Genomic DNA, 26,552 nt, shown 5'->3' with positions numbered 1-26,552 from the left:
ATGCATCACACCCATAGCCACACAGCCTTTCGCAGAGCTGTACAAGCAGGTGAATTTCTAGTTACCGCCGAGGTAGCACCGCCAAAAGGGGGAGATCCAGCGCACATGATTCAAATGGCGGCGACTCTTAAGGGAAGGGTTCATGCTGTCAATGTTACTGATGGTAGCCGCGCAGTATTACGGATGTCTTCGTTAATGGCGTCGGTAATTTTGTCACAAAACGGTATAGAGCCGATTTGTCAAATTGCTTGCCGCGATCGCAACCGCATTGGTTTACAAGCTGATTTGATGGGCGCTCATGCTTTAGGTATCCGTAACATTTTAGCTTTGACTGGCGACCCAGTAAAAGCAGGTGATCATCCAGATGCCAAAGCAGTGTTTGATTTAGAAGCTGTGCGACTGCTACAACTAATTCGGAAGATGAATCAAGGCGTTGATTGCAACGAAAAACCCTTGACTGATGGAGCGTTAGATTTATTTGTTGGTGCGGCAGTAGATCCGCAATGTAAGAGTTGGTCAGGTTTGCAAAGTCGATTTGAACGCAAAATTGAAGCTGGAGCGCAGTTTTTTCAAAGTCAGTTGATTACCGATTTTGAGCAGTTAGAAAAGTTTATGGATACCATTGCTGCTGGTTATAAAAAACCAATTTTGGCAGGAATTTTTCTGTTGAAATCGGCAAAAAATGCCCAGTTTATTAATAGATGTGTTCCAGGTGTAAATATTCCCCAACATATTATTGATAGATTGGCAAAAGCCAAAGATCCTTTTGAGGAAGGGATAAAAATTGCCGCCGAGCAAGTGCAAATAGCGCGGCAATTGTGTCAGGGTGTCCACATGATGGCAGTAAAACGCGAAGATGCGATCGCGCCCATTTTAGATTTGGCTGGGGTTGCTCCCCTTAATCAATTGGTATCCAAGTAAAAAATTGACATCCTCACCGCCGTGAACGCACGGGGAAGAAGGAGTAATGAGTAATAAGTAATAAGTAATGAGTAAATACCCATTTTTCATCCACTCATTACTCATTACTCCTTACTCATTACTTTAAAGCCGTGCTGGAAACACGAGGTTTTAAACCCATTTTTCTGATAACCGGGTTTAAAACCTGGGTTACATCTTACCGTGTTGCAGCACTTGTTGTAGATGTTGGCGGATCTCTTGTGCGTGTTCAAGATCAGACTGGCGCAATTTTTGGAACAACTCTACACAAGGCTGAGAACCTACTTGTTCTGCATCTTTAATGTAAATATCGTAAGCCTTAACGGCTTCAGCCTTGTTGTGCAACACGGTTACAAAATCGTACTCCAAGTTGCTAATTGGTTCTTGAGACTGTCCGTTACCTGTATTTTTAGCCATTGTTTGAACCTCTTTTAGGATTTCTAATTAACTTTATACTCACCCTTAAAGAGCGATTCATCTTCCAAAAAGAGTATATTTCAATACGTCGGAAGTACCTTGCGAGGGTAGGTTATGATGTAAATTCGTAATGACGCGACGCTCCTGCGTCGCTAACGCTTCGCTATTGTGGACTCGCTACCGCTGCGCTAACGTAATTCGTAATTAATAGCCGTTACTCTATAACTACGTCAGGAGATAGGACAGACAAGGGAGAAAATTCTACCTCATCTCCCCCACTCTCTAATTTCATAACAATTTATCCAAGCGGTTGCTTCTCATCACATTGACGTGAATACTCGAATTCAAACTCATCATTTTTCCGTTCCCTACCTCCTCTATACACAACCGGACAAAACTTAGTGTTAGCGCTCATACAATCCATGTGTGGCGTCTTAGCACACACCACTAATAGTCCACCCAGAACAAATAACAAACCACAAATTGCCAGCGTATTAACCCAAGAAATTTCCAGCGCTCCGTGAACTACTACCTCTCGCAGTAGAGATACAATCGTTACCTCAACCGCTACTCCTACAGAGATACTATGTTCTTGCAAATAGACCATTAATAGTCGGAATAACTCGACTAAAATCAACACAAATAGTATTTTTGCAGTCACATATTTATAATCCAGTGGCTGCATGAGGGCCATAAGTAAACCCCACAATTGGATCAGCATGACGGCAAACAAACCCAAACACAAAACAATCACAATTAGGTCTTGAAAGGCTTCCATGTTGCGAACAATTGATTGCCGATCAAGCCAGCGATCGCTAAATAAAAATCGACTTTTCTGGCGCTTTTGCATGTACATTCATTCCATTCGGGATAAGTTCAGACAACACCAGCGAGTCAACCCAATACTTTTATGTTATGCAATATTAAGTTTTTGCGCCTCAGCGAGGTTGGTAATTTAAATTTTGTGCTTGTTGCAACAATTGCTCGGCATTTTTTGCCCATTGGGGATTTCCCTGAGCATTGTATAAATCTCTAGCAAATTGGAATACTTGTACTGCATCTCCATATTGCTGTAACTGCATAAAAACTAACCCAGCACCATAATAAGCGTTGGGATAGTTAGAGTTAGCTTCGGCTGATTTTCTAAAAGCTTCTAATGCTTCTTGTAATTTGCGTTGCTGAAACCAAATTGAGCCGAGATTGTAGTAAGCTTCGGGATATTTCGGATTAATCTTTACTGCCTGATTAAAGGCATTTCTAGCTTGATCGAGTTTGCCTTGTTGGAGATAACACATCCCCAAATGATAAGGAGGTTCTGGTGCATTCTTGCTATATTCTATGGCTTTTCTAAAAGATGCGATCGCTCGTTCACAATCTCGTTGCTGTTCTTGTACCAACCCTAAGTTATAGTGGGCAAATCCTAGTTTGGGATCAAGTTCTACGGCGCGTTGCAGGTAATCGTTCGCTAACTGTAAATTATTCCCTTCTAATAACGCACCACCTAAATTCGCAAAAGCTGGAGCAAATTTAGGATCGGCTTGCGTCGCTCGATAAAATGCATCCGCAGAGGGTTGTAATTGTCCCGTTTGTCTGAATGCTAGCCCTAAATTATAGTGCGCTGGTGCTAATGCTGGATCTAATTGCGTTGCTTGTTTAAAGGCTGCGATCGCATCTTGTACCCTTCCCGCCTGAATTGCCTGTAAGCCTTGGTTTAACCAGTCTATAGCAGTTTTAGGATTAGATTGTGCCAGCTTTGAGGCGAGAGGAGGAGATAGAGAAAGAGAGGGAGAGGAAATACTAACAATCAGCAAAGTTAAACTTACTAACCCTGCTATGCGATATTTAAAGAATGATAATGCCATTGATTTTCTGACTCGCAACAATTTCAGTTAAATTTACTTCATAAAAAGTTTTTTACAAAAGTTTTTAATTCAGCATAAAAATTTGTGATAATTAACTTTTCTTAAGCTAAATCTTACGACAGACTACAATTTTTTTAACTTTCGATTAAAAGGAGCATAATAACAAATTAAAGAAGGGGTAATTTTGACTCCAGAGAACCATTTTTTTATCAAATAGAATTCAGGAGTCAGGAGTCAGAATTAAAAATGAAGTCTGTACGGCTGGTGAACGAAGAAATCAGTTTAAGACGCTTGCGGACTCGCTACTGTCTTGATTCTGAATCCTGTTAGCGATAGCGGGGCGTTTAGCCCATTCAGAATAGCTGGATTCTTCTTTAACCCTTCATATATACGGAATCATGCGGTTAGGAAAAACTTACCGCAAGGGAGGTTTTATGAACGAAAAAGTAAAATCGGGTTCGCGGAATGTTGCAATTGTCGGGCCTTATTTAAGTGGAAAAACCACTTTACTAGAAAGCTTGTTATTTGTCACAGGGGCAATTTCTCGGAAAGGCAATGTTAAGGACAGCAATACAGTGGGAGATAGTGCTGCCGAGTCGCGCGATCGCCACATGAGTGTAGAAGTCAGCGCTGCTAGCACTGAGTATAACGGCATTCGCTTCACTTTTATTGACTGTCCGGGAAGCGTAGAATTTGCCCAAGAAACGTACAATGCTTTAATCGGAGTCGATGCAGCAATTGTAGTTTGCGAACCCATCCGCGAACGAGTCCTTACCCTCGCCCCTCTATTTAAATTCCTCGACGATTGGGAAATTCCCCACCTCGTCTTCGTCAACAAAATGGATCGGGCAAATATTCACGTTTTGGAAACGTTGCACGCCCTGAAAGCAGTATCTAGCCGTCCGCTAGTAGCGCATCAATATCCCATCATGAACGGGGAACAACTCACCGGCTTTATTGATATGGTGAGCGAACAGGCATATCAATATCACCCAGGCGCACCTGCTGATCCTATTCCCTTCCCAGAAAGTTTAAAAGAAGAAGAACATATAGCACGGGCAGAAATGCTCGAAGCCCTAGCAAATTTTGACGACCATTTACTCGAAGAACTTTTAGAAGACATTGAACCACCCCAAGAGGAAATCCTCAAAGATTTAAAAATGGAATTAGGGGCAGATTTAGTAGTGCCCGTTTTCTTTGGTGTAACAGAACAAGATTATGGTGTTAGACCTTTATTAGAAGCCTTGTTACGGGAAGCCCCCGAACCAGAAACCACAGCAGAACGTCGTCTAAAAAACATCAAAGGTGATACACCTTTAGCGCAGGTATTAAAAACTTACTACACTCCCCAAGGTGGAAAACTCTCTCTCGTGCGTGTTTGGCGGGGCAAATTAACTGATGGTATTGTCCTCAATGGCATTCGCACAGGTGGAATTTACCGCCTCATGGGACAACAACAGCAGTTAGTTAACCAAGTTAGTGCTGGTGAAATTGTTGCATTGAGCCGTTTAGAAGGAATTAAAACAGGCGATACAGTCTCTACAGAACAGCAATCTGCAATAGAATTACCCAAAGCTGTACAGTTGGAACCTGTGTATGCCCTCGCCATTACACCAGAAAAGCGCAACGATGAAGTTAAACTCAGTGGTGCCATTACCAAGTTATTAGAAGAAGACTGTTCACTTGCTTGGGAACAACACGGCGATACTCACGAAGTTATCTTGTGGGGTCAAGGCGAAATTCATTTACAAGTCACCCTAGACAGACTGCGCCGCAAATATAATCTGCCGATGACAACCCACTTACCGCAAGTACCTTACAAAGAAACCATCCGCAAAACAGTGGCTTCAGTTCATGGGCGCTACAAACATCAAAGTGGTGGTCACGGGCAGTTTGGTGATGTTTTTCTCGACATCAAACCCCTACCACGCGGTACAGGCTTTAATTTCAATGAAACCATTGTGGGTGGCGTGGTTCCTAAACAGTATATTCCTGGGGTGGAAATGGGCGTGCGGGAATTTCTGACACATGGGCCTTTGGGCTTCCCAATGGTGGATTTGGCGGTAACTCTGACTAATGGTTCCTATCACAACGTTGATAGTTCCGAACAAGCCTTTAAACAAGCTGCCCGATTGGCAATGCAAACGGGGATACTCCAAGCAGAACCTACCCTGTTAGAACCAATTCTGCGGGTGGAAGTTACCACACCTAGCGAATTTACCTCCAAAGTTCTGCAACTTTTGAGTGGTAGACGAGGGCAAATTTTAGGCTATGAGGGCAGACACGATTGGCAAGGTTGGGATAATGTAGCTGCATACTTGCCACAAGCAGAGATGCAAAACTTTATTGTAGAACTGCGATCGCTCACTCTTGGCGTTGGTTCCTTCCACTGGGAATATGACCATCTCCAGGAAGTGCCGGAAAAGCTTGCCGAACGTGTCATTCACAACAATGGTAATGGTGGTAACGGCAACGGTAAGTGATTTGGGATTTGGAATTAATCTAGAGTAGCGTAGGCAATGCCTGTCGTAGGCATCGCTCCAAGGCTAAGATTCCTGACTTCTGAGAAAAGTTGGGAATCTTTTTTAATCTGTAAAAGGATTCGTAAATCGCTAACTTGTGTGAAATGGTATTAGTTTTATAAAAGCCTTTGGGAATTATGTGATTAAGTATATTCGTCTTAACTACACAGAAAAAACTCATGAGTTTTATAGTCTCTCTTGTCACTAGCCTAATTGCAATTCTCGTCTATCTCAATACACATAGCATCTCTGGTGAAAGATCACGTTTAGCTATACGCACAATTATGATGTTGATTGGCAGTATTGCAGTACTGAATTCTTTTTCTAGGCTTTTGGTGATTGTCCCACCTGGTAATGTCGGTGTCGTCAATTTATTTGGTGAGGTTCCCGAAACTACTCTTAACCCTGGTGTCCACTTGCTGAATCCCTTTAGCAAGGTGCTGAATTTTTCTACTCGCCTTAAGGATATAAAGGAAAATATAGATGCGACATCCCAAGAAGGTTTGAGCCTAAATCTTGATGTTAGTCTTCAGTACAAGCTAGATCCGCAAAAGGCAGCTACAGTCTATAAAACAATTGGAACTGATGAAACACAACTGGTGATTTCCAGATTCCGCTCTACTGTCCGCGCTATCACGGCAAACTACCCAGCCAATGCTATTTACTCTACCAAACGCCAAGAAATTGCCCAAAAAATTGACCAACAACTCACCAAAGAAATACCGGCTTTGGGTTTCATCGTTGAGGAAGCTCTTTTACGAAACATCAAAATGCCTGATACTCTACAAGCTGCAATTCAAAACAAACTCAAGACAGAGCAAGAAAATCAGCAGATGAAATTTGTTTTAGAGAAAGAGCGTCAAGAGGCAGAACGAAAGCTTATCGAAGCGCGAGGTATAGCTGATTCTCAAAAAATTATCTCAGGTGGACTTAGCAACCAAGTGCTACAATTACGAGCGATTGAAGCCACAGAAAAGCTAGCTCAATCTAATAATTCTAAGCTTGTAATTATTGGTTCGGAAAAAGGCTCATTGCCTATTATGATCCAGCCATAAAAAACTCTCCCAATACCTGGGTACTAATTACTGCCTTCCCAGAACGAATCAATTGGTCAGTAATTGCGTAGGCTTTGCCCGCCGTAGGCATCGCTCGTTCCTGTTTCACTATATCTAGTGGGTCGTAGATATAAACGAGAATATTAGTATCCAGTAAAACCCTACCGTTCATAAAGGTCTTCACGCTGCCAATCCCGACCTCCAAGTTGAGCAGGTCGAGTTTTGATTTGCTCAATAAATTCTCTTTCGGCTTCCCACATTGCAAGATTGGTTTGAGGTGGAGTTATTTCACCAAGATGAAGATCAATAGCTTGGCGAATAATCTCTGCTTCACTTACACCCGCCTGTTGGGCGATCGCTTTTAGCAAATGTTCTTGACGTGGTTCAATATAAATCTGCTTGCGAATTTTACTCGACACAATTTAAATTTTATATGATGTATACATTACATTATACGTTATATGTGAGTACGCATTAGCCGGGTGTATTCGAGTAGGCTGGAGGAATTGTTTTTTCCACCTGACAAAGAGATTGACGATCGCTCATATTATCTAGATGCGATCGCAAATAATCTCGTATCCACATACAACCAGAGTGCAATATCTGGTTACTATCCAAGACGCGATCGAGTTGCCAAAGAATCACAACATCATCTAACCCGGCAGATGCTAGCAATGCTCCCTGATTATGAGTAGCGGGATAAAAGGCAACATTCAATGCTCGCTGTTCATGTCCTTCCAGAGTAGCGCGGAGGATGCCATCTAGCGACCAAAGTTTCACAGTATTATCCCAACCAGCAGAAGCTAGGACAGTACCCCAGTTGTCGGGTAGTCCAGAATGGGGGGGAATGAAGGTGATACCATTTACCCGATCTGTGTGGGCGGGAATGGTACGAATTAATTTACCATCTAACGACCATAGTTTAATTGTCGTGTCCTCGTTGGCTGTGGCAACGAACTTTCCATCAGGACTAAAGGTGACATCCCAAATGGCTTCGTTATGACTTTTGAGGGTAAATTGCGGTTGAGATGGAAATTTTCCGTTCGCGTCCCGGTGCCAGAGGCGAAGAAACGTATCTCGACCCCCGATCGCTAACCACTGATTATCAGGGCTAAATGCTCCAGCATTGAGGCGATCGCGGTTTTTGGGTAGGGACTCGCTCAGGGTTTGGATGAAAGTACCATCCCGCTTCCAGAGTTTAGTAGTGCCGTCCCAACTGATGGAAGCTATCTCTAGCCCATTGGGACTAAACACCACATCCCGCACTGTTGCGTTATGGGCTGAGATTGTTTTTAAGGGTTTTCCCTGTATCGTCCATAAGCTCAAGGAACCATCATCGCTACCTGCGGCGATGTCTTTCCCGTCTGGGCTAATATCCACCGACCAAACCTGCCCTGGTGGCGGGGTTAAGGTGTTGAGCAGTTGTCCGGCTCGATTCCACAGCTTAATCGTGCCATCAGCGCTAGAGGAAACAATTGTTTGCCCATCAGGGCTAATCGGCGTGTGCCAAACAGAGGCACGATGACCACGCAATACCGTGAGAATCTCGCTTTGCAGCTGCCACAGCCGCACCAAGTCATCTTCACCACCGGAAATCAAACGACGACCATCGGCACTAAAAGCTACTTCCCATGTACCGTTAATATGGGCAGACAGGGTTTGATTGACAGTTCGATCGCTGTTCCAAAACTTAATTGTGTTATCCCAACCAGCTGAAGCGAGGGTTTGGCCATCGGGGCTAAAGGCGAGAGTCACCACACTGCTGTCGTGTTCTGTGGCGGTTTGCAATAAAGTGCCAGCAACAGTCCACCAGATAATATTACCAATCCAGTCTCCAGCTACCAGGGTTTGTCCGTCAGGGCTGAAGGTGACGCTCATCAAACGGTTTTTGCCTTTTTTGGGTGCGATGGGATTATTCAGTGTCCGAATTTTCTTACCCTCCAGATTCCAGAGGATGAGAGTATTATCATCACTGACCGAGGCTAGGATGTTAGCATCAACAGGACTAAACGCCACCTTTGAAACTGCATCGCTGTGTCCTTTGAAAGTACGAATCAAGCTGCCGTCGATGCGCCAAAGTTTTACTGTCCTGTCGTTACTAGCCGAGGCAATCCATTGTCCGTTAGGACTTACGGAGAGCGATCGCACCGAATCTTGATGACCGTTGAGTGTTTTAACCAGTGTGCCGTCCGGCTTCCAGAGTCGCACCGTGCCATCTTGCCCAGCAGAAATCAGTTTATCGCCTTTGGGAGTAAAGGTGACATCAAAGACTTCTCCTTGATGACCACTAAGTACTTTGAGCAATGTGCCATCGCTTTTCCACAGAGTAATCTTACCGTGTTGGTGAGCAGCAGCGATTCTCTGTCCGTCGGCACTGATGGCAACACCCCGCACTTTACCCTGTTCACCGTTTAGGCGGTTGCGTTCAATGACTTGAAAGGTGGCACGGCGCAACTCTCGATCTACCTTGGTAACTAACTCAGTAGGCACATCCGACAATTTGCTCAATCGAGTCTGGGCTTTGATGGCACTGACTAAAGCATCTAATCGATTCCCAGAGACAAACTGAGCTTCCGAGACGTTGGCGATCGCTTCAATTTCTCGCAGAGTGGCTTGATATCTTTGAGCAAAGGCATACATTCCCAGAGAACTGGCGATGACAAAGGCAATAGTAACAGTCCCCAGTAGCCACTTTTGCAAGTGACTGGCACGTTTTTCTTGTTGCAGTCGCTTTTCAACTTCTTGCAGTCGCCGGAATTCTTCTTGTCGTTTCAAATCATTTAAGTCGGTGCTGGTGCCAAACCACTTCACCGTCTGTCCGCTTCTATCCTTGATGGGAATCGCCTGATTGAGAAACCAGCGATAGTTTCCCGCGACATCTTGTATTCTCAGTTGCACTTCATAGGGTGAGTTGGTTTCTACAGAATGTTTGCAGGCGGCAAGGTTATTGGCGTGATCGTCGGGATGAACCACATCCAGGCTTTTCCAATCTGTTACCTCCGAATGCGATCGCCCCAAAAAGGTACTTAAGTGCTGGTTGGTATAAGATAGCCTGCCATCTGGCTCTACAATCCATACCATCTGGGGCATTGCTTCTGCTAGTTGCCGAAAGAACCGTTCGCTTTCTTGCTGCGCCTCAAATTGGCGCCGGATTTCTTGCTGTTCTGCATCCTGACTGGTGGCAAGAAACTGATAATCTAAATCGCTGAGGCTTTTGTTTTGCGCCCACTTTTGGGCATCAATCAGGGCTTGTCCCCGTAAAAGTCGGGATGTATCCTGTTTTTGAGAAGCAATCCAAGCTGATAGTGTTTCCGAATAAGGACGTAATTGATTTAACTGTTCCTCTACCCATTCCCAATTGAAAACTTCTTGATATATGCGATTGCGGATTTGCAGATATCCTTGATGTTTAACTACCAAACCAGAAAGCAGCAGTTCTACCTGTTCTCGACTATCGTTGGCTGCTACAGGAATAGCTTGTAAAAGTTGCTGATAGATACCGAGTAATCTACTAACGCGTTGAATATTGTAAAGTAGGCGATTGCGAATTGTGCGTAAATGCTCTGGTTCGTCCTGAGATTCCCAATTTTTAATGATTTGCGATCGCACTAAACACTCTATCCAATCTGCTTCCTTACCTGGTGTAATCTCCAAAGGTGGGCTAGTTTTGACGTTGCTACTTTCTAGATTCATCCCTTGGCTGTAATGCTGTTGCTTGGTTATTACCACCAACTGACATAATTTTTGCGTTAGAAATGGCTGTCCATTAGTCCAAGCAATAATTTCTTTAAATACCCTTTGGGGATTGTTCACAACTTGCTCTAATCCCACTACCAGAGGTTGAGCTTCTGCTAATGTAAACCCTTCTAAATTAATAGCAACACCGATATTAAAAGGTGTTTTGAGTTTATCTTGAATTAAATCAGAGGGAGTTGCAACGCCAAATAAAGCAAAACCCAGTCGTTCGTATTCAGGATTATGGACTCTTTGTTGATAACAAGCCCGAATCCAGGCATAGAAATCATCTATGCCAAAGTTTAATTGCAGCAAACTATCAATTTCATCAATTAAAATAAAAATGCGATTGCTACTCAGATTGACTAGCAAAATTTCTTCAATAAAATTGCCCAAGCGTTGTATGAGTGAAAACTCAGCTTGTTCTTGCCACCAAGCTGCAAAATCGATTTTTTTAGCTAATCCAAAACTATGCAGTAAGCGGACAATTATCCCTTTATAAAATTGTATCGGGGTGAGTTCTTGGCTGCGTATCTGCGTAATATCAATGTAAGCACAACTAAAGCCTTCATTTTGTAATCGTTGCTTGGTATGTACCAGCAGTGAAGATTTGCCTATTTGACGACAGTTGAATACATAGCAAAATTCCCCTGCTTTCAGGGCTGTATAAAGCTCAATATCTGCTTGTCTATTAACATAGTTAGCAGCATTAGCATTTAGACAACCACCAACTTTATAAATGCTTTTTTTCATAATAGCAAATCATCATTTGCTGAACTTTGTTGAATTACGACATCAGATATTTTTTCAAGAAGTCTCGATATAATTGGCAACTAATTACCCATTTTTGTTGTTGCAATTGAATTAAACCCATATTTTCTAATTGGTAGGCAGTTAATATATCTAAATCGATATTTTCATCTTTTGTTAAGAAGATTTTCATAGTATCTAATAATTGGGTATTTTTTTGTAATTTATTTAATAAATTTTGTAAATGTTGACGATAAATTCCTACTTCTGTGATTGCTGTTTGCAAAATTTCTTCTAAGGTTAATTTATGATAAAGCAGGTGATAAAGAGTAATATTTAGTAATGCTGGATGTCCCCCGATTAATTCCATTAATTGCTGCACTTGCTTGTTTTGTTGCCAATCAATTCCATAGCGGTTTGCTAACTCAATTACTTGCTCAGAAGTAAATTCTGATAATTTCAATGGTAGCCCAATGTTAAAAGGAGATTGATTAATTTCAATAGAAAGACAAACATCTGTTGAATAAACAATCACCAAACGCAGCTTTGTCCATACTTCATCCTGTTGCGCTTCTTCTTGCCACGAACGTAACAGAGGTAGAAATTCATTGGCTAGATCGGGATATTCAAAAATATGCTGAACTTCGTCTAATACTAATAGTAAAGGTTTTTCTAAAGGTGCAAGCAAACATTCTTTTAGATAAAGAGTGCAGCTGAGTTTACTACCTATTTCTTCGTCCCAATGTTTATCGACATTAAATTCCCTGCCTAGTTGACGAGCAATACTAGCAGCTAACCATTGCATGAATAATTGAGGTTTTCGCAAAACATCAATATCAACTTGAGCGATATTGATTTTTGCAGTTTCATACCCTAACATTCTGGTATGAGCTACAATCCGCAACATCAGAGAAGTTTTACCCATGCCTCGACAACCTTGAATGCGAATGACGCATCCCGGTTGAGTAATTTCTTGATATGCTAGTTCTTCTAATGGAGGACGAGGAATATAGAATTTAGAATCTAAAGATAAAGGAGCACAGGGATATTTTATATATTCACTAATCTTTGTTCCATCGTTGTAATCGCTTTGTTTATTGAGTGTCATTTCACTCTTAATTTTCTCTTCGCCGAGAAAGACGGAAACAATTTGAGATGGTGCAGTATTTGGTGTGATTGTTTGTTGTTCCCCCGACAATTCACTTTCTGGTAATAAATCTGCATTAGCTGAATTTGCAGATAAATCTCGATCTATCAGTTGTCTATCTTCTGGCGAATATTCCCGCAGGAAATCCATATCATTGGCATCATATAGGGTGTAATCATCTTCATGCAACACTAAATCAAAAGCACTAAAGCAGATTCGCATGGTACGCGGATCTATCCTCGAATTCAAAGACCATAAACGGCTTAAACTAGAGGTAGAAATTCCAATGCGATCGCTTAATTCTACTTGGGTAAAACGTTTACTTCCTCTTTTTTGTCTCTCTTCTTCTAAAATTGCAGTTTGCAATCTCTTCAACCCAACAACAGTCAGAACTGCTCCTCTTTTTCGCAGTGATTTATTTTTGTCTGCTTTCATCTCTAAATGAGATTTTTTAGTTGTTTTCATATTAATTTTTATTAAAAGGGTTCTTTCAGACTTAAATGACGTATGTGATGTTTTAATTGCTGTAATCTAGATATCAACAGATATATACTACACCTTAACTGATGTAAGTGAGGTTTTTGAACTGCACAAACCTCAATTGATTTTTTAGTCGTGGCAAAATAAAACAGTATTAAAAAATCTTTAGAGGTATACGTAAGCAAGTAGTTAATACACGTATATAAAAATACAAATATTGTTAGTAAATGAAGTACACCTTTGCTCAATCCTTCCATTGTCAAAGCTACAGACTATACACGAGTGTTTTCAGCTAATTTGCGGGCAAGTTAGGTTAACTGATTTATCTGCGCTTGAAGTAAATAAGAAAATATGAAAGATTTAAAGGCAGTGCCAATTATTTCTTGCAATATGCTGTTCAATTAAGAGTTCGATTTGTCGAGGTTAAATAGAACGACTTGAAAAAAACAAACTATGTGAAGTAATGTAAAAACTTTGGTATTTAGTTCGTAGTAAGGACTTCAGTCCTCACTACAAATCTTTAATTATTTACACCGTTCTACTTACTGTTGAAGAAGCTGACAACGCAAATGAAAGTCATCGTGTTTTAGACATACAAGAAAGGTGCAAAAACGCCGATTATCAAAACAGAATTCAGGAGTCAGGAGTCAGAATTCAGAATTGAATTGGAGTCCGACTGGTGAATGAATAAGCGGCGTTTTTGCACCCCCACTAAATCTTTGATTTAGCGGTCTGCAATTAGTGGCGGGTCAGAATCCCCCACTAAATTGATTCTGACTTCTGAATAGGCAAAATCATAATGTTTTTTACTTAATTTGCTTGTTTTTGTATGAAGCTTTCAAATCCCCTTTGGGTAATCGCCATGAAAAGCATCAAGAAAAAATTCGTTGCTCTTTGTTTTATGACTGCTGGCAGTCTTTTTTGGAGCATGGAGGGGCTGGTTAGCTCTGCCGAAGCTCAAAGCTTTGAACCTGTTTCTATCATCATTTCCCAATCTTCTAAACCTGTCACCTACATGACAGTACTGGACAAAAATACAATCGTCATCCAAATCACGGAGGGCGAATTTAACTTCCACGGCTATCTGGAGAGGACATCTGGCAATACATTCATTGGCGAAAACGAGCAGGTGCGCGTCATCTATGATCGAGGTACTAAGCAGGTTGTGGTGATTAACAAAAAGACGGGGACTGAGTTTTACAACTACTACTTCTCTGATACCAATGAAGGGGCGCTTTAGGTTAAAGCAATCCAATTTGTAATAATTCCTAAGATTATTTGCACTCTTGAGAAAACAACATGAAAATAAACCGTTTAATTCCGATCGTTGTGAGTTCCCTAATCATCACGATCGCCCTCAATGCCCAGGCTCAAAATGCTGGAGATCCCGTTCGCGGAATTCAAGATTTAGTGAATGTTCGCGGACGAGATGGAGAAGCCATACTCCAAAAGCGGGGCTATAGGTTTCGCTGGGCTGAAAAATCTGATGATTCTACTTATAGCTTTTGGACTCAAACTAAAACAGGTCGGTGCATTAGTGTGAGGACAGAACAAGGTCGCTACGTTTCTCTGGTTGATACCGGAACTACAGCAGATTGCGATCGCGGAGATAAGAAACGTCCTCAAAATACAGGCAATTCGTCTTCCCGACCCTTGCCAGACCTAGTAGGAGCGAGGGCTGGTCAAGCAGAACGTGAAGTGCGGCAGCGGGGATATACCTATCGCCGTAACGAAAAAGTGTCAAATACTTCTGTTGCTTCCTTCTGGGTTGAAGGCAACTCAGGTAAGTGTGTAGAAATCGTTACCTCAAACGGTCGCTATCAAAACATCTTTTACGTTGATTGGCATCACTGCCATAGATAATCTAATCCTGTTCTTGTGTCTAAACCGATTGACACTGGCGAAATTCTCAATGATAGAGTTTCCAAACAAATTCATCTAGACTCTATGCAACTAATGAAAAGCTTACGAATATTAACTCCTACTTTTCTGGGTTTATTAACTCTGACAGTCACTCATCCTGTTAACGCTCAAGCAGTGATTGACACTTTAGACAACGGTAATCTGAGTGTGACTGGTATGACACCAGGAAGAGGCTGTACTGTCCTTTTTAACCCTCAAGGAGAGATCCTTCAACGGGGTCGATCCTGTAATTCAACAGAAATCCGTAAAGCCCAGACAGCGATCGATAGCTACCTGCGGGAACAGCGCACATCTGACAATCACAATAGCAGTTCGTCGCGCCAAAATCTGACCTTGATCTGCTATGGTGAGGGTCGCAAACCGACTGTCACAAATAGCTATGGATATGAATGGAACGACCGCCGCCATCGCTACGAATCAAGTAATCGCATAGAGTCAACGACTACCAACTTCGATTCCGAAGTTCAGGTCGAAATCCGCGATACACAGGGAAAAATCCATCTCGGTGGAAGGCTCATCCCGCCGATCCATTCGGGCGGTGACAATGGATGGTGGACGCTCGAAAACCTTCAGGTTTCGCCCGATAAAATTACGGGAAAATACAGGCTAAACGGGCTAAATAAACCGCGTGTCAATATCGACCGGCGCAGCGGCAGGATCGCCATAGATGGGATTGAAAAGTTTCGGGGCGATTGCAACTCAGGCGATTGGGGCAGTAGCAGAACCCGATTCTAGTTTGCTGTATTGTTGGGTTTCGTCAAGACAAAAACAAAACCCATGTCTTCGCAGTTGAAAACTGGTTTGCTGATTAATTAGAACAATAAACAATGAATTGTTTGCGACGGAGAAACTATCACATGGAAAACTCTGCCTTGACTCTTATTCGTAGTGTTTTAGCCGCCTCGGTTATCACCACATCGCTCACATTTAGCTTCACTGCACCGTCGTTAGCTCAGGCTCATACGACAGTACGGTTTTCCGCTGGCAACGATAACACTTTTATGCGGTCTTCGATCACGGGCAACCACTACCACGACTATGTTCTGAATGCGCGGGCAGGGCAGAGGATGTCGGTTTCGTTGATTACCAAAGGATCAGCATACTTCAACATTCTCCCACCAGGCAGCACAGATCGGGCAATTTATAACAGCTCAATATCGGGTAACGACGGAAACGTTCGTTTGTCACAGAGTGGTAACTATACAGTTCGTGTGTATCTAATGGGTGGCAGTAAGGACAGAAATCGAACGGTTCCTTTTGAACTTTCAGTCGGTATCTTGTGATGGTTGCTTTTCAATACTAGAGAAAAGCTTGAAAACTGTTAGAAGCGATACGTTTATCGCATCGCTTTTAACAGTTTTCTTGATCGCTGGAAGTGCAACAGTCTAAACACCTCCAACAGCGTATTATGTGCGGGATCTTAGGCAGAAATTTTCTGCCCAATATAAGGGAACTCCAAAAAATAAATTATCCAATTTTCGGAATCACAACGACTTTTCCTCCCCCTGCTCCCTGCTCCCCTGCCTGTTTAGCACCGCAAAAAGGAAAATTGTATGTCCCCCCTAAGAAACGAAGCCGCTGTACCGGTTGAATATCGGCTGTTTGGACTCGATCGCCGGCTCATTTGGCCGACGGTGAGCGTTTATCTTGTGGTGTTTTTATGGTCGGGAGTCATGCCAGCCATCAACGAGGCTGTTCATAACAAGGAGGTTTTAGCAGGGACAGCTTATAATGTCGGTTCCGTAAGTTTTACGCCAACCCAAGGCTGGGTGCTAACTAAGGCCCCATTCCCTGCCGGGAATTCATCAACCGCAGAGGTCTTCAAAGATGGTGTCACGTTTAGCGTCAAGAGCGGCGTCTGGAAGGGAACTGCCGAGGAACTCCTCAACCAGATCGTGAAAGACCAGAATGAATTTGTTGTCGAGGGTAAACCAGTTCCCATTACAACACTGCAAAAGGTTGCCGGAGTAGCTAAGAGAATTAATAGTCCCAACTATACTGGTCTACTGCTCGCATACGTCGATCGCAAGGGTCAGGGAGTCGAAGTGACTGTGAAGGGCCCGGCCGCTACTTCCACACAACTGGAGCAACCGATCGCTGACATGATTAAGAGCATCACATTTAAACCAAAGGAGGGCGATTAGTGACTAGCACGGCAAAGAGTGAGGACACAATCCGCAAGGCTGCCATTGCTCGTTCAGGCTGGAGCTATCCCGTCCGATTTTTTCAGCCGCACAACCCGGCGTGCTACCTGTATTGGTTGCTCGTGCTGAAAGGCACCTATGTTTTCAGCGGACTTTTGTTGAGCAGCGCCATCTATCCCACCGCTCTGTTCATCGCCCTCTCGTCTCAGGCATTGTATTGCCTGCCTTGGATCTGGTTTCTCACGCACAAAGATCGCTATGAACGCGAGCCAGCCAAGCTCGCGCTGCTTGGCTTCCTCTGGGGCGGACTAGTAGCGCCGTGGGTCATGGCGCTCCCTGGCAATGGTGCAATCCTATCCCTAATAGCGAAGCTGGCCAGCTTCGACTTTTATAGCCATTGGAGTCCGCCCATCACGGCACCCATCGTGGAAGAAAGCTCCAAATTCGTCGGGCTTATCATGCTCTCTTTACTAGCACGCAACCATGTCCGCAACGCCTACGACGGGTTTCTGCTTGGTGCGTTTGTGGGTCTCGGCTTTCAGGTCTTTGAAAACGTGTCTTACATTGTGGGCGCACCCGACGCAAGTTTCGGATCGCAGCAGGTTGCTGATGCGTTCCAGGTATTGGTAGGGCGCACATCTGTCGGTTTCTGGAGTCACTCGCTCTTCACGGCGGTTGCGGGTACGGGATTTGGCTACTTCCTCGAAGCGAAAAATCGCTCGTTCGGCCATCGGCTCGCGGTTTTGGTAGGTTTCTTTCTGTTGGCTTGTCTGGCTCATGGCTGTTGGGATGCCATTATTGGGTTTATCGGCTTCGGGCTCATGGGCATCGTCATTGGAACGGTTGCGATTTTGCTTGCGTGGCGGTTCTCCGAGCAGCGTCAGCGCAAGTTTGTCCGCGTCCTGCTGGCTGACGATGTTGCAAACGGAATCGTGACAGAAGCCGAACTGGATGCGATTTCTAACCGACCGAGAAATCGGCGAGCTTACCTAAAAGAGATCAAGTCCTCATCCGGGTCTGAGGCGGCAAAACGCGCTGGGTTAATACTTGATGCGGCGATCGATCTTGCAGCTGCAATTGCATCTACGGACAGTCTCGATAGTCCGGCAGCCAAAGCCGCGCGTGCGGAGATTGCAAGGGTGCGCGGTGCAGCACAGTTAGGTCGATTAGAGTAGATTCCAGCGGAAATGCTGAGGCGATCGAGAGTGCCTGATACAGTAGAGCATGACTCCAAGATCGAGTTGCTCAATCACTTTACCAGAGATTATGTTCCTGTTTAATCGCTTCCTCCATTCAATAATTCGGTTTGTGCTAGTCAGCGTGATGACGATCGCAATAGTACTTGGTTGGAGTGCGATCGCCCACAGTCAACTCTCCTCCTCACCCACCGCCGCTTCTAACGATCCGCACAAACCGCCTAAAGGCGTCACCCGTCTCGGTGAATATGAAATTGCCAACGTGAATTCACCACTAGACAAAAACCTTTTATTTAAGGTTGTCTCTCCCACTGTTTTTAATCGCGACGAACCGCCAGAGGGAAGTCTTCCTGTGGAAGTACGTGCTGAAGAAATTACGCAACGGCTGATGCGAGCGCTCGATAGAGCCAACAAAGCCAAACAAACTCCCATAATTTCTGTTGCCACCCTGAATAACCGCCTAATCCTCCAGCTCAATGACGATCAAACGACCCGTTCTTTAAGGCTGGTGACAGTGACAGAGCCAGATGCTGACTACTATGGGAAAACACTGGAAGAATTGGCCCAGGAGTGGCGAAAAATATTACAAGCAGAAGTGGAACGCATCGAGCGACTCTTCTCACCTAATGTATTGTCTCAACGGGTTGGGCAGGCAATACAAATCAGCATCGGCTTGGTGTTGGGCAGTGTTGTGTTATGGTTCCTGCGGCGAACTCTAATTCGCAAACAGACGGTATTGCAAGCTCGTTATCAAGAGCATATAGCTGAGGCAAAAGAGGCTGCGGTCAAACGCTCTCAGGCAGAAACATCGGTCAATATTCAGGCAATCGACACCAGCGAATCAGAGGCACACACCATCGCCCATCAGCGATCGCAATTTCTAGAAATCATCCAGCGACAGTTCACTCTCAAGCGCCAACTGGGGATCTATTCTTTTCTTACCTTGCTACTGTTTTGGGCGTTTATTCTCGGATGGTACATCGGCATTGTGGTCATCATGTCTCGCGTCCCCTACCTGATGAGATGGTGGAGTGAAGCTTTAGCCCGTCCCCTCGCGCTGCTGATTATTTGGTTTTTCACTAGTATTGTCATTCGTATTGGCAAAAGCTTAATTGACTACATCATCGATGTCTGGACAACCCATCCCTCTCTCCCTTTGAGTGAAACTCAACGGATTACCCTGCGATCTGCAACAGTTTCCGGGGCACTAAAAGGATTAATCACCTTTGTTTTCATTACCTTCGGTATCTTGCGGACTCTAGACATTTTTAATGTACCCACTAGTTCAATTTTGGCAGGGGGTGCTGTCATCGGTATTGCAATTTCCCTTGGTTCCCAAAGTTTGATGAAAGATTTGGTCAATGGCTGCTTAATTTTGATGGAGGATCAATTTGCTGTGGGAGATGTGGTTGAGATTGGGAATAAAAGCGGACTGGTGGAAAATCTCAACCTACGCGTGACTCAACTACGCAATGGCGAAGGTAAGTTAATTACCATTCCTAATAGCAATATCACTGATGTCAACAACTTAACCCGCCTTTGGTCGCGGGTAGACTTTTCTATTGTGGTAGCCTATGAAAACGACCCGAAGCAGGTTTTAGAAATTCTCAGGCAAGTCTCCCAGCAATTATATAGCGAAGTGGAATGGCGCGATCGCCTGCCAGAATCGCCCGAAGTGCTGGGCATTGATGACCTCTCCCACACGGGTATGCTAGTGCGCGTTTGGATTAAAACGGCACCGATGGAACAATGGAATGTTGGGCGAGAGTTCCGTCTACGAGTGCGCCTAGCCTTTGAAGCAAACAATATCCAGATTGGCAGACCACAATGGATTACTTACAACACAGATAAAGAGTAAAGGCTTTAAACCCTTACCCTTTGCTCTTTCCCTAATCTACACAGGTCAATATTAGTGTGTTGAATTACTACTTACCATATCTTCACGCGGTCTTTTTCATCCAACCACATAGCATCGCCCGGTTTGATGCCAAAAGCCTTGTAAAATCCATCCTCATGCTGAAAAGGAGCAAAGCCACGATAAGAGCCTGTAGCATGGGGATCGGTTGCTGTCTCTTGGCGAAGAATTCCTTCATTGGTTTTCATAGCCCATAACTGAGACCAGGCAATAAAGCAACGCTGTTCGGGTGTGTAGCCATCGATTTTTTGATTAGCTTGGGGATTTTCTTGCAAATATTTTTGTAGCGCCTCATAGGCTAGACTGACCCCACCAGCATCAGCCAAATTTTCTCCTACGGTAAGTTTTCCGTTCAATTTCAACCCTGGAAGCACTTCAAAAGCATTAGCTTGTTTCACCAATTTATCGGTCTGGGCTACAAACTTAGCAGCATCTTCATCAGTCCACCAATTCTGGAGATTACCTTGAGAATTGTAAAGTCGCCCTTGACCGTCAAAACCGTGAGTCATTTCATGACCAATTACAGCTCCCATAGAACAAAAATTCACGGCTGCATCGCCCTTACTATCGAAGTATGGTGGTTGTAAGAAAGCCGCAGGGATCTCAATTCCGTTTTTGCTTGGATCATAGGCTGCATCTACGCTGATAGGCAATGTGGCTTCTGGGTCGTTGAACTCATCACGGATTACTGGTTTGCCCAACAAGGCCAAATTGCGACGGGAGAGAAATTCTTTGATCCGTATCACGTTGCCAAAATAGTCATCCGGTCGAATATCAATACTGGAGTAATCAATCCATTTCTCTGGATACCCTACTTTGATTACCATACGGTCAAGTTTTTCCAGGGCTGATTTACGGGTAGGCTCACTCAGCCAACGATTCGCTGCCAACCGCGCCCTGAACAAAGATTTGATCTGTCCAATCATATCTTCTGCCCTTTGCTTAGATTGGGGAGAAAAATATTCCTTGACATAGAGTTGAGATAAAGGATGACCTAATAATTCAGGAATCTGGCCGGATACAATCTCAGCACGGGGCGGAAGCTGAATTTTTCCATAGCGACTCTGAGCATAGGCAAGCGCAGGCTCGTTAAATGCAGGAGTCAGATAGTGTTTGGTTTGCAGCAATACCACCCAACGGAGATAGGTCTTGATGTCTTCTATCGGGTATTGCTTGAGTATCTGGTTTAGCTCTGCCAATGCCTGAGACTCGACAACAATGATATTTCCCTTGGTCGGTAATCCCAACTTTTGAAAATAGGTATTGACATCGAAGTTGGATAGCAAAGACTCAAGCTCTGCAAACGACATCCTTTTGTATCTGCGGTTGGGGTCTCTTTTTTCTACAGGGCTGAGTTTTTTACTGGCAAGGCGAGTCTCTATTTCCAGAATTTTCTTAGCTGCGGCGGCTGCTTTTTCAGGAGAATCGCCAGCGATTTTTAAGTTGTCTGTGATGAACTTTAAATAGGCACTGCGGGTAGCAGCCGTGTCTTGATTCACATATTCTGCTTGACTTAGGAGGGACAGTTGGCGATCGCCCACATAGATACTATTGATGGTTCTATTCTGGGTATCTGCTCCAATCTCAACCCCAAACATCAGGATATCATCTCCACTGAATCTCACTGACAAATCGCCAAGGGTTTCCGTTAAAGTCTGAGGAGAGTTAATAGCCTCAACACGGTCAAAGATTGGCTTTAGAGGAGAAACCCCCAAAGCTTTCAGGCGCTTCTCATCCATGCCTGAGCTATAAAAGTTACCAACCTGTTGCAACGGACTTCCTTTAGATGCCTTAGTGCTTTGAGCAGCTGCTTGTGACACGATTTTTTGCACCTGCTGGGAAACCTGCTTGCCTAAAAAGTCATTATCGGACGCTCGTAGAAGGTCTGGGGTAAGTTGAACACTATCCAGCCATTTGCCTGCTGCAAATTTCTGGAAATCTTGCTTGGGGTCTACTGTGGTGTCTATTTTACTTACCGAAAAACCCAGAGGAAACTTAGTATGAGAAGTTTGTTCGGCTTTGCTGCTATTGGATTGATTACTGCAAGCCGTAATGTAGGATATGGCGGAAATCCCCAGTATTAAAAAGATACTGCTGGTTAACCGGGGAAAGGCAGAAAATCTCTGATTGTTTTTCATGTTTATTTTCAACATCAATACATATTTATTGCCAGTTTGTTAATTTCATTAAATCTTTGATTGGTTCTGGAACTGAGATTGAACATAGTGTTTATTTTATTTTTTGAAAAAATTATCTTGGTTAATTGCTTCATTTTTATCTGGATTTGATTTAATATTTTCACAAAACTATTAAAATTCAATAGCTATTCTCTCATAAGAGTTTGATTTCAAACATAAATAAATCCAAAAAATTTGTGTATATATGAAATAGAAAAATCTCCTTCAAGTCCTTTGCTTGTCGATTTACTTACTCAATGGATTACAGTCTGTTGGAACTATCTGAAAAGTCAGATGCTCGTAAGTTCCTGACCTTAACTGATGTATATGATGTTTTTAATAGAGTAATTTATCTCTTAACTGATTTAAGTGATATTTCTTTAACTGTAAATAAATTCATGGATATTTTTTTTGATAGAAGAAATAAAAAATACGTTGTATATTAAAGCTATTTTAAGAAAAATTTTAGCTTTACCTCCAAATTAAATATTAAAAAATTAATAATAAACCCTTGTAAAACAAGAGCAAAAATATAACTTTCTGACACGTTTAATCATGATGGTGCTTTGGGCTAATTTGCTTGTAAACAGATTAACTGATTTATCTGCACTTGAAGTCAAGAAGAAAACATGGGAAATTTAAATGTATCTAAAAATTTTAGGGCTTCTGTTCTCTATCTTTGTTTCAGGATGGGTAAGTTTCACGAGCAAATCCGAAAACAAGCTACAAAGGCTAGGTGAAGTTTAATTTGTCAATATTTAGGCGAACAAAAATCATGAAACTTAAAACATTACTTATTACCACTGTTGTATCTTTAGCATCATTTGTTGCGACTTTTCCAGTGAAAGCAAATATTTCTCACGAACGAGTGCAAGGAATTAATGATGTTTCTGTAACCTCAAATCCTTCTGTTGTAAATCAGTTAAACCAGCCTTATCTCATCGCTAGACCTAATTGGGTGACGCTAGCTGGAGGACGGTCAAAAAGAATTAACCTACGTACAAGACCAACTATCAGCTCAGGTACTAAGGGCTACGGGTTAGGTGGCGATCGCGTCCAAAACTTACAATGCGTTCAAGACAGAGATAGAGGTGGTCGTAACCGTAACTGGTGTCGAGTGAAATTCCCGAAATCGGGAGCAATTGGTTGGATTCGTAGCGACAACATTATTTTCAGCGATGGTGGCGAATAAAATTGCAGTCGTACATCATAAACAGTAGACGATGGCTTTGAGTGAGTCTATTGCCGTTCAAGACTCGCTTAATTTGTGGTGTGAAAAGTTTGTGAGTTTTTATTTTTTAAAAGATCAAGGTGTTAATCAATGGAATATATTGCTTATTCATCTATGTTCGTGGCCTACGAAGAGGCAAACAGTCAGGCTAAATCTATCGACTATGAATTTCCCAAGTTTGACTTAGATTGGAATAAATCTCTGAAATCTTCCGTTTGGTTATCGTTAGCTGGTTTTATAGTATTTTTTACAGCTATTACCCAAGTGTCAGCAGCATTAGGCGCTTATGTCAGAACTAACGGCACTTGTCTGAACGTGCGTGTAAGCCCCTACACTAGTTCTTCAGTTGTAGACTGTATTCCCAACGGTACTAGAATTACCAGCACTGGTAGAGCTAATGGTTTTGTTCGCCTGTCCAGAAATAGATATGTAGCTGCAAGATGGGTAGGTGATACGTATAACTCTCGTCCAAACAACCCAACGTCTGCTGGAGTAGGTGGACGCATCACACTCCGTTATGGTTCTAGAGGTTCTGCTGTATCACAAGTACAAAGACGTTTAGGGATTAATCCTACAGGTTATTACGGAAATACGACTGTTGGGCTAGTCCGGCAGTTTCAAGCCAACAATGGTTTGCGTGTCGATGGTATAGTCGGCCCCCAAACTCGCAGTGCTTTATTGGGATCGTATAGCACTGTAGATGAAGGATACTTATAAACATAAGTAATCTAGGAATGACCAGAAAGAAAAAGGTACAATCCCCTTAAACAGCACTCAATGTTTCATAACCCACACTCAACGATCCGCATTAATCAATATGTCTGAGATTCAAAACAAAGTGGTAATCATCACCGGAGCCAGCAGTGGTTTAGGTGAGGCTACTGCGAAGCGACTCGCAGCTAGTGGAGCCAAGCTGATGCTGGCCGCCCGCCGAGAAGATCGGCTCAAAGAATTAGTTGCAGCGATCGCTAAATCAGGAGGGACTGCAACCTACCGAGTGACGGATGTGATAGATCGCGCACAGGTAGAAACTTTGGCGAAGGAAACTTTGAGTACTTATGGCCGTATCGACGTGCTGATCAATAATGCTGGGTTGATGCCGCTTTCTCCCCTCGACCAAGTAAAAGTAGAGGAGTGGGATCGGATGATTGATGTCAACATCAAGGGCGTTCTCTATGGGATTGCTGCCGTGTTGCCGATTATGCGTCAGCAAAAGTCTGGTCATATCATTAACCTATCGTCAGTGGCTGGACATAAGGTGTTTCCGGGAGCAGCAGTCTATTGTGCTACTAAATACGCAGTGCGAGCAATCTCTGAAGGACTGCGGCTAGAGTCAAACGGTGAAATCCGTTCGACCAATATCTCACCAGGAGCCGTTGATACTGAACTGACTACCACGATTACCGATCAAGACACAGCAGCGGGAATTAATCAACTTTATGCGATCGCCATTGATGCAGATGCTGTTGCTCGTGCGATCGCCTATGCTATTGAGCAGCCCAGTGATGTTGATGTGAATGAAATCATCATCCGTCCAACACGTCAAGAACTTTAGTTGACATCCTCACTGTAGCTTTAGCTTTTTTCCTGAATCTGTGGGTGACTTCATACCATTCGCTGATGAGCGAGTGCCCCTATTTATTGAGCCGATACGATTTTTTCTCGTGCGAACGCTACCGCGAACGCGCCACTTGCGGGCAAGGTTTTGAACCTTTACTTTTTTGATAAAAAAAGGAGCCTAACTTAGGCTCCTTAATAAAAAAGTGGTAAGAAAATTGTGACTACTTGATAGTCACCTTACCGCCAGCTTCTTCGATCCGCTTCTTCGCATCTTCAGCGGCATCCTTAGCAATACCTTCTTTAACTGCCTTGGGTGCAGCTTCTACCATGTCTTTCGCTTCTTTCAGACCCAAACCGGTCAATTCGCGGACAATCTTCAGCACGGCAATTTTCTTATCAGCTGGGACTGATTCGAGAATCACTTCAAACTCAGTTTGCTCAACAGCTTCTTCAGCAGGAGCAGCACCACCAGCACCAGGCATCATCATCATGCCACCAACGGGTGCAGCAGCACTCACGCCAAAAGCTTCTTCAATTTGCTTAACTAATTCAGAAGCTTCCAGCAAAGAAAGGGTTTTTAGTTGTTCTAAAATTTGATCGGTTGCAGCAGACATTGATATAACTCCTGTAATTTTGATTATTTATTTAGCCATTAGTCATTGGTCTTTAACTATAGACTTTTGACTTTTGACTGAATGAACCACGAAGTCTATTCAGCAGCAGTTTCAGTGCTACTATCAGCTTCAGTCGCGGTTTCGGTGCTGCTATCTTGTACAGCAGCAGTTTCGGTGCTACCACCACTTTGCTCTTGGTCAGCCACAGCTTGCAAAGCACGAGCCAGTGAACCAGGAACTTCGTTGATACCCACAGCAATCTTGGTAGCCAAAGCGTTGATAGCCCCAGCAATTTGTGCAATGAGTTGTTCCTTAGATGGCAAGTCTCCCAGAGCTTTGACATCTGGTTCTTTGAGTAGGCGACCTTCCATAACACCGCCACGAAGTTCTGTCTTCTTGGTGGCTTTTTGGAAGTCTTGGTAAGCCTTAATTGCAGATGAAAAATCTTCTTTGACCAGCAAAAAGGCTGAAGAACCTTTGAGTAGTTCTGACAATGGCTGCCATTTTTCTTCACCTTCAATAGCAATGCCCATCAAAGTATTTTTAGTTACTTTGCAGACAGCACCACTCGGACGTAGCCGCCGCCGTAAATCGGTAATCTCAGCAACTGTTAATCCTTGATACTCTATTACCAGTGCCAGAGTTGACTCACTCAAAGTTTCTTTGAGGTCAGCTACTATCTCTTTTTTATTTTCTAGTGTTCTACCCATTCCAATCTCACCTCCTTAAAATAATCGGTGATTGCCCTACTTGTACGTTTTTTCTCAACCTGAACCAAACAAAACAACAAACCCCAGCTAACATAGCCGGGGTTGAGAGTAAGACTCGTGATGCCATAGTTATCACACCTTCGTGGGTGGTAATTCTGACAATTAGAGTTTTAAC

General features: G+C 43.4%; 22 protein-coding genes and 1 other annotated feature (1 of these 23 cut by a window edge). Of the genes, 12 read left to right on the top strand and 10 right to left on the bottom strand.

The genetic code is table 11. The features are described from left to right. Complete coding sequence (locus tag HUN01_RS17185) at nt 1-921, top strand: methylenetetrahydrofolate reductase (RefSeq protein ID WP_181932270.1); 921 nt, start codon at nt 1-3, stop codon at nt 919-921. Nucleotides 922-1,110: 189 nt separating this feature from the next. Here HUN01_RS17185 and HUN01_RS17180 read toward each other — a convergent pair whose 3' ends face one another. The 3 genes from HUN01_RS17180 to HUN01_RS17170 all read right to left on the bottom strand — a co-directional run bounded on the left by HUN01_RS17180 (nt 1,111) and on the right by HUN01_RS17170 (nt 3,218). Then, entirely contained in the window at nt 1,111-1,356 is a 246-nt protein-coding gene (locus HUN01_RS17180; RefSeq protein WP_181932269.1) for a hypothetical protein, read from the bottom strand. A 298-nt stretch (nt 1,357-1,654) separates the two neighbouring features. Next, entirely contained in the window at nt 1,655-2,212 is a 558-nt protein-coding gene (locus HUN01_RS17175; RefSeq protein WP_181932268.1) for a phosphate-starvation-inducible PsiE family protein, read from the bottom strand. An 82-nt stretch (nt 2,213-2,294) separates the two neighbouring features. Further along, nucleotides 2,295-3,218, bottom strand: coding sequence for a tetratricopeptide repeat protein (locus tag HUN01_RS17170; protein ID WP_181932267.1), 924 nt, complete (start codon nt 3,216-3,218; stop codon nt 2,295-2,297). 434 nt (nt 3,219-3,652) lie between these two features. Here HUN01_RS17170 and HUN01_RS17165 point away from each other — a divergent pair, with 434 nt between their 5' ends. Further along, nucleotides 3,653-5,701: an elongation factor G gene (locus tag HUN01_RS17165; protein WP_181932266.1), complete on the top strand. Its 2,049-nt coding sequence runs from the start codon at nt 3,653-3,655 to the stop codon at nt 5,699-5,701. Between the two features lie 218 nt (nt 5,702-5,919). Next, nucleotides 5,920-6,795 carry a prohibitin family protein gene (locus HUN01_RS17160; RefSeq protein ID WP_181932265.1) on the top strand — a complete coding sequence of 292 codons (876 nt, stop codon included), beginning with the start codon at nt 5,920-5,922 and terminating at the stop codon, nt 6,793-6,795. On the opposite strand, the gene HUN01_RS17155 is transcribed toward HUN01_RS17160, so the two are convergent. From HUN01_RS17155 to HUN01_RS17140, 4 genes are read right to left on the bottom strand one after another with little or no spacing between them, the layout of a single operon-like run. After that, complete coding sequence (locus HUN01_RS17155) at nt 6,779-6,967, bottom strand: PIN domain-containing protein (protein ID WP_238846301.1); 189 nt, start codon at nt 6,965-6,967, stop codon at nt 6,779-6,781. The two genes, HUN01_RS17160 and HUN01_RS17155, sit on opposite strands and share 17 nt — an antisense overlap. Further along, complete coding sequence (locus tag HUN01_RS17150; protein ID WP_069071571.1) at nt 6,957-7,214, bottom strand: hypothetical protein; 258 nt, start codon at nt 7,212-7,214, stop codon at nt 6,957-6,959. Before HUN01_RS17150 ends, HUN01_RS17155 begins: the two co-directional genes overlap by 11 nt. 55 nt (nt 7,215-7,269) lie before the next feature. After that, nucleotides 7,270-11,283: an AAA-like domain-containing protein gene (locus HUN01_RS17145; protein WP_181932264.1), complete on the bottom strand. Its 4,014-nt coding sequence runs from the start codon at nt 11,281-11,283 to the stop codon at nt 7,270-7,272. Between the two features lie 34 nt (nt 11,284-11,317). Then, nucleotides 11,318-12,892: an AAA-like domain-containing protein gene (locus HUN01_RS17140; RefSeq protein ID WP_181932263.1), complete on the bottom strand. Its 1,575-nt coding sequence runs from the start codon at nt 12,890-12,892 to the stop codon at nt 11,318-11,320. An 877-nt stretch (nt 12,893-13,769) separates the two neighbouring features. Here HUN01_RS17140 and HUN01_RS17135 point away from each other — a divergent pair. From HUN01_RS17135 to HUN01_RS17110, 6 genes are all read left to right on the top strand, one after another. Then, the gene (locus HUN01_RS17135) at nt 13,770-14,147 is read left to right on the top strand and encodes a hypothetical protein (protein WP_203219541.1); all 378 of its coding nucleotides are present in this window, start codon (nt 13,770-13,772) and stop codon (nt 14,145-14,147) included. A gap of 59 nt (nt 14,148-14,206) precedes the next feature. Then, a complete protein-coding gene (locus tag HUN01_RS17130) occupies nt 14,207-14,770 on the top strand; it encodes a hypothetical protein (RefSeq protein ID WP_181932262.1) in 564 nt (187 codons plus the stop codon). A 15-nt stretch (nt 14,771-14,785) separates the two neighbouring features. Next, complete coding sequence (locus HUN01_RS34910; RefSeq protein ID WP_203219540.1) at nt 14,786-15,565, top strand: hypothetical protein; 780 nt, start codon at nt 14,786-14,788, stop codon at nt 15,563-15,565. An 818-nt stretch (nt 15,566-16,383) separates the two neighbouring features. Beyond that, nucleotides 16,384-16,974, top strand: a complete 591-nt coding sequence (locus HUN01_RS17120) for a hypothetical protein (protein WP_181932261.1) — start codon at nt 16,384-16,386, stop codon at nt 16,972-16,974. Next, nucleotides 16,974-18,149 carry a PrsW family intramembrane metalloprotease gene (locus HUN01_RS17115; protein ID WP_181932260.1) on the top strand — a complete coding sequence of 392 codons (1,176 nt, stop codon included), beginning with the start codon at nt 16,974-16,976 and terminating at the stop codon, nt 18,147-18,149. The genes HUN01_RS17120 and HUN01_RS17115 overlap by 1 nt, the downstream gene beginning before the upstream one ends. Nucleotides 18,150-18,198: 49 nt before the next feature. Further along, nucleotides 18,199-20,028: a mechanosensitive ion channel family protein gene (locus tag HUN01_RS17110; protein ID WP_238846299.1), complete on the top strand. Its 1,830-nt coding sequence runs from the start codon at nt 18,199-18,201 to the stop codon at nt 20,026-20,028. A gap of 71 nt (nt 20,029-20,099) precedes the next feature. On the opposite strand, the gene HUN01_RS17105 is transcribed toward HUN01_RS17110, so the two are convergent. Further along, nucleotides 20,100-22,223 (bottom strand): M13 family metallopeptidase, encoded by a 2,124-nt coding sequence (locus HUN01_RS17105; protein ID WP_181932259.1) that lies wholly within the window; start codon nt 22,221-22,223, stop codon nt 20,100-20,102. A gap of 814 nt (nt 22,224-23,037) precedes the next feature. Between HUN01_RS17105 and HUN01_RS17100 the strand changes: the two genes are divergently transcribed. The 3 genes from HUN01_RS17100 to HUN01_RS17090 all read left to right on the top strand — a co-directional run bounded on the left by HUN01_RS17100 (nt 23,038) and on the right by HUN01_RS17090 (nt 25,048). Further along, the gene (locus HUN01_RS17100) at nt 23,038-23,454 is read left to right on the top strand and encodes an SH3 domain-containing protein (RefSeq protein ID WP_181932258.1); all 417 of its coding nucleotides are present in this window, start codon (nt 23,038-23,040) and stop codon (nt 23,452-23,454) included. A 129-nt stretch (nt 23,455-23,583) separates the two neighbouring features. Beyond that, a complete protein-coding gene (locus HUN01_RS17095; RefSeq protein ID WP_181932257.1) occupies nt 23,584-24,210 on the top strand; it encodes a peptidoglycan-binding domain-containing protein in 627 nt (208 codons plus the stop codon). A gap of 100 nt (nt 24,211-24,310) precedes the next feature. After that, complete coding sequence (locus tag HUN01_RS17090; RefSeq protein WP_181932256.1) at nt 24,311-25,048, top strand: SDR family oxidoreductase; 738 nt, start codon at nt 24,311-24,313, stop codon at nt 25,046-25,048. A 226-nt stretch (nt 25,049-25,274) separates the two neighbouring features. Here the strand turns inward: HUN01_RS17090 and rplL are convergent, their stop codons facing one another. Both rplL and rplJ read right to left on the bottom strand, forming a co-directional pair. After that, nucleotides 25,275-25,667 carry a 50S ribosomal protein L7/L12 gene (rplL, locus tag HUN01_RS17085; RefSeq protein WP_181932255.1) on the bottom strand — a complete coding sequence of 131 codons (393 nt, stop codon included), beginning with the start codon at nt 25,665-25,667 and terminating at the stop codon, nt 25,275-25,277. A 95-nt stretch (nt 25,668-25,762) separates the two neighbouring features. After that, entirely contained in the window at nt 25,763-26,377 is a 615-nt protein-coding gene (rplJ, locus tag HUN01_RS17080) for a 50S ribosomal protein L10 (protein WP_181932254.1), read from the bottom strand. 66 nt (nt 26,378-26,443) lie between these two features. Continuing rightward, nucleotides 26,444-26,552 (bottom strand) — a sequence feature (ribosomal protein L10 leader region) (it continues 59 nt past the right edge of the window).

Source organism: Nostoc edaphicum CCNP1411, assembly GCF_014023275.1.
GTDB classification, from domain to species: domain Bacteria; phylum Cyanobacteriota; class Cyanobacteriia; order Cyanobacteriales; family Nostocaceae; genus Nostoc; species Nostoc edaphicum_A.
This window is presented reverse-complemented; position numbering and strand designations above follow the sequence as displayed.